The organism is Lactobacillus rodentium (genome assembly GCF_003423665.1).
Classification (GTDB): Bacteria; Bacillota; Bacilli; order Lactobacillales; family Lactobacillaceae; genus Lactobacillus; species Lactobacillus rodentium.
Genome location: NZ_BFBY01000002.1, coordinates 218,412 through 222,571, shown reverse-complemented (window position 1 = coordinate 222,571; position 4,160 = coordinate 218,412). Strand labels below are relative to the sequence as shown.

Sequence of the window (4,160 nt, the reverse complement as noted above, 5' to 3'; positions counted from 1 at the left end):
TATGGAGCGGACTAGTACTAATCAGTCGAGCACTTGACCAAGCAAAGGCTCAGCGGTTTTTTGCGAGAGATTATATTTAGTTTTGAGTGTAAAAGCTCAAAAGAGTACGGTGGCGAAAGCGAGAAGGATACACCTGTTCCCATGCCGAACACAGAAGTTAAGCTTCTCCACGCCGAAAGTAGTTGGTGGGAAACTGCCTGCGAGGATAGGAAGTTGCCGTGCTCTTTTTTAATATTCCGGCTTAGCTCAGTTGGTAGAGCACCTGACTGTTAATCAGGTTGTCGTCAGTTCGAGTCTGACAGCCGGAGTTGTAGCTTATGATTATGGAGTGTTGTCCGAGTGGCTGAAGGAGCATGATTGGAAATCATGTATACGGGCATTACCTGTATCGAGAGTTCGAATCTCTCACACTCCGTTGAGCTACACAAGTTCTTATTTTTAAAAAAGCGATTGCCAAAATAAAATAGAACTGGTATATTTATATACGTGCTCAGATGAATATGACCCGTTGGTCAAGTGGTTAAGACACCGCCCTTTCACGGCGGTAACATGAGTTCAAATCTCGTACGGGTCATGAATGGAGGATTAGCTCAGCTGGGAGAGCATCTGCCTTACAAGCAGGAGGTCACAGGTTCGAACCCTGTATCCTCCATAGTTCAGTGAAAGCTACCACTTATGTGGTAGCTTTTTTTATTACATTGAACTTACATAATATTATTTCTAAGTGGAATCGGTTCAGGTCCCGAAAGGATTCGTTATTAAACGAAGATGCCTTGTAACCGAAATATTTTTAGGGGGACACCATGGAAAAGGAAAAACGTTTATTTACATCAGAATCTGTTTCGGAAGGTCATCCAGATAAAGTTGCTGATCAGATTTCAGATGCAATTTTAGATGCAATTTTGGCCAAAGATCCTAATGGACGTGTAGCCTGTGAAACGACAGTAACTACAGGTTTAGTTTTAGTGGTAGGAGAAATTACCACTAATGCCTATGTAGATATTCAAAGTGTTGTTAGAAAAACAATCCTTGAAATTGGATATGATAAACCAGAATTAGGATTTGATGGCAACAATTGTGCCATTTTAGTTGATATTGATGAACAATCGGCTGATATTGCTGGTGGAGTAGATAATTCACTAGAAGTTAGAGATAATGCTAGTGATACAGATGAATTGGACCAAATTGGTGCTGGGGACCAAGGGTTAATGTTTGGGTTTGCTATTAATGAAACACCTGAATTAATGCCATTACCAATTTCTCTTTCTCATAAATTAATGAAGAAAGTTGCTGATTTAAGAAAAGATGGCACTTTACCTTGGCTAAGACCTGATGCTAAGGCACAAGTGACAGTTGAATATGATGATGACAATCAACCAAAACGGATTGATACTGTCGTAATTTCAACTCAAACAGATGAATCTGTTAGCTTAGATGAAATAAAAGATAGTATGATTAACCAAGTGATTAAAGAAGTTATTCCAGCTAAGTATTTGGATGAAAATACAAAATATTTAATTAATCCATCTGGACGCTTTGTAATTGGTGGACCAAAAGGAGATTCTGGCTTAACTGGTCGTAAAATTATAGTTGATACTTATGGTGGATATGCTCGTCATGGTGGTGGGGCATTTTCAGGTAAGGATTTAACTAAGGTTGATCGTAGTGCTAGTTACGCTGCACGTTATGTTGCGAAAAATATTGTGGCTGCGGGTTTAGCAGATCGTTGTGAAATTCAATTAGCTTATGCAATTGGAGTTGCCCATCCAGTGTCAATTATGATTGACACTGCAGGAACAGGAAAAGTTGATGATGATTTATTAGTAGAAGCGGTTCGTCATACTTTTGATTTACGACCTGCTGGTATTATTAAAATGTTAGATCTTCGCCGCCCAATTTATCGTCAAACTGCTGCATATGGCCACTTTGGTAGAACTGATGTTGATTTACCATGGGAACATACCGATAAAGTAAATGACCTTAAAAAATATGTGGAAGAACATAAATAATTATTTAAAATAAGGCTCAAATTCTAACAGGATTTTGAGCTTTTTTATTATAATAAATTATAAAAAGAGGAGATTACAGTAATAATGTACTATATAGATAGCTTTGCTCATATTTTACCTAAAAATTATTATCAAGCTGTTTTAAAATGCGATCCAACTCTTCCTACTAAGTATCCTTTCATTAATATTCCAACATTAACTAGTCTTGATGAAAGAATTAAGTATTGGCCATCCAGCCATGTAAAGCAAGTTATTTCTTTTGCAAATATTAATGCGGAGGACTTTGCTGAACCAGAATTGGCTGCTAAGTTGACGCATGAGGGAAACAATGAGTTAGCAAATATCGTAGAGACTCATTTAAAGTATTTCGAAAGTGGAGTAGGAATGTTAGCCCTCAATAATATTGAACAAAGTAAGCATGAACTTGAGTGGATAGCAAAAAATAAATATTTAGTAGGGGCACAAGTTTTTACACGACATTTAGGCAAGAGTATTGCTGATCCTACTTTTGAACCAATTTTTGAAACGGCAGCTAAATTAAACTTACCTTTATGGCTTCATCCAGTTTTTGATCCCCGTAAGCCAGATAATAATTTGGTCTTTTCTTGGGAATATGAATTATCTCAGGCAATGTTACAATTAGTACAAAGTAACTTATTTAAAAAGTTTCCAAAAATAAAAATTATCGTACATCATGCAGGTGCAATGGTACCATTTTTTGCAGGAAGAATTAAGTATATTCTTCCGGCGGAATTAACGCAGGATTTTAAGAAGTTTTATGTTGATACTGCAATTTTAGGAAATCCTCCAGCTCTAAAATTAGCACTAGATTATTTTGGAATTGATCACGTTTTATTCGGAACGGACGCTCCCTTTGGAGTCAAACCTGCGGGAGCGACAGAAATCATTATCAAGGCCCTTAAAAAATTAAATTTAAACGAATCAGAAAAACTATATTTTAAAAATTATCAAGTTTTAGTAGGAAAATAAGTTATGAAGAGAAAGTTTGTATGGTTAGGTATCTTAACTGTTTGTATATTTATATTAACCGGGTGTAGCAAAGGTAAAGAAAATTCAACTTCTAAAGTTACTATTCATTCAACACCAACACTTTTCTTTCATGGAGGTGGCAGCTCATATCATGCAGAAGAGCATATGGTACAAGCAGCCGAAAAAGCTGGTGTTACACATTCTGTAATTAGGGCTAATGTTGATAAGAAGGGTAAAGTAACATTAATTGGTCACTGGAATAAAGATGCTAAGAACCCTATTGTAGAAGTTAATTATGAAAATAACCGTAATTTAGATTTTCCCCTTTATGGTCAATATGCCACTAATGTTGTTAAAGCCCTTCAGAAACAATATGGAATAAAGAAAATAAATATGGTAGGCCATTCAGCTGGTAATATTTCTATTATTTATTACATGTTACAAAATGGGCGCAATAAGAAGATGCCTCAATTACAAAAACAAGTTGATATTGCTGGCCATTTTGCCGGATTAGACTTCAAACGAGCTCCTGCTGAAGTGCGCCAACCTGTCGGTCTAAAACTAAATAGTGCAGGAAAACCTAATAAGATGAATGCAACCTATAAACAGATGACAGGGGTCCGTCAAACTTATCCAAAAGATCAGGTCAGAGTCCTTAATATTATTGGGGATATTGGAGGCAATACTGATGGAACTGTTCCAAATGTTTCATCGCTATCATTAAAATATTTAGTAGCAGATCAGGCAAAATCTTACCAGGTTATTAAATTTACTGGAAAAAATGCACAGCACTCAAAATTACATGAAAATCCCAAGGTAGATAAGGCTCTAATCAAATTTTTATGGAATAAATAGAAAGGGACAGATTCTTGTCCTTTTTATTTTGCAAAAATTAAAAAATTTTATATAATGTATCAATAACTAATACATTTGAGGGTAAAAAATGAATGATGTTAAATTTTCAGTAGCAATTCATGTTTTAGTAATGTTAGCAACTAGTTCAAAGAATTTAAATTCGGAAAATCTAGCACATAGTGTGGGTACAAATCCAAGTTATATTCGCAAAATTTTAGCATTATTAAAAAAGAAGAATTTAGTTGAGAGCCATCGCGGTAAATCAGGTATTAAATTAACCAAAAGACCAAAAGAAATTTCACTTCT

General features: G+C 35.6%; 4 protein-coding genes, 4 tRNA genes, 1 rRNA gene and 1 riboswitch. All 9 genes read left to right on the top strand.

Going from position 1 to position 4,160, the window contains the following annotated elements; all coding sequences use genetic code 11:
* The first annotated feature begins 105 nt into the window (after positions 1 to 105).
* Positions 106 to 222, top strand: a 5S ribosomal RNA gene (gene rrf, locus LrDSM24759_RS02400).
* A gap of 13 nt (positions 223 to 235) precedes the next feature.
* Positions 236 to 308, top strand: a tRNA-Asn gene (locus LrDSM24759_RS02395).
* A gap of 17 nt (positions 309 to 325) precedes the next feature.
* Positions 326 to 415, top strand: a tRNA-Ser gene (locus tag LrDSM24759_RS02390).
* 87 nt (positions 416 to 502) lie between these two features.
* Positions 503 to 574, top strand: a tRNA-Glu gene (locus LrDSM24759_RS02385).
* Between the two features lie 5 nt (positions 575 to 579).
* A tRNA-Val gene (locus tag LrDSM24759_RS02380) sits at positions 580 to 652 on the top strand.
* 76 nt (positions 653 to 728) lie between these two features.
* A riboswitch (SMK box riboswitch) is annotated at positions 729 to 806 on the top strand.
* On the top strand, positions 804 to 2,009 hold the full coding sequence (gene metK / locus LrDSM24759_RS02375) for a methionine adenosyltransferase (protein WP_117117899.1): 1,206 nt from the start codon (positions 804 to 806) through the stop codon (positions 2,007 to 2,009). Its footprint overlaps the riboswitch before it by 3 nt.
* Positions 2,010 to 2,093: 84 nt before the next feature.
* The gene (locus LrDSM24759_RS02370) at positions 2,094 to 2,999 is read left to right on the top strand and encodes an amidohydrolase family protein (protein ID WP_117117898.1); all 906 of its coding nucleotides are present in this window, start codon (positions 2,094 to 2,096) and stop codon (positions 2,997 to 2,999) included.
* Positions 3,000 to 3,002: 3 nt separating this feature from the next.
* A complete protein-coding gene (locus LrDSM24759_RS02365; RefSeq protein ID WP_117117897.1) occupies positions 3,003 to 3,854 on the top strand; it encodes an alpha/beta hydrolase in 852 nt (283 codons plus the stop codon).
* A gap of 88 nt (positions 3,855 to 3,942) precedes the next feature.
* On the top strand, positions 3,943 to 4,160 hold a 218-nt coding region (locus LrDSM24759_RS07755), incomplete at its 3' end, for an Rrf2 family transcriptional regulator (protein WP_170133351.1).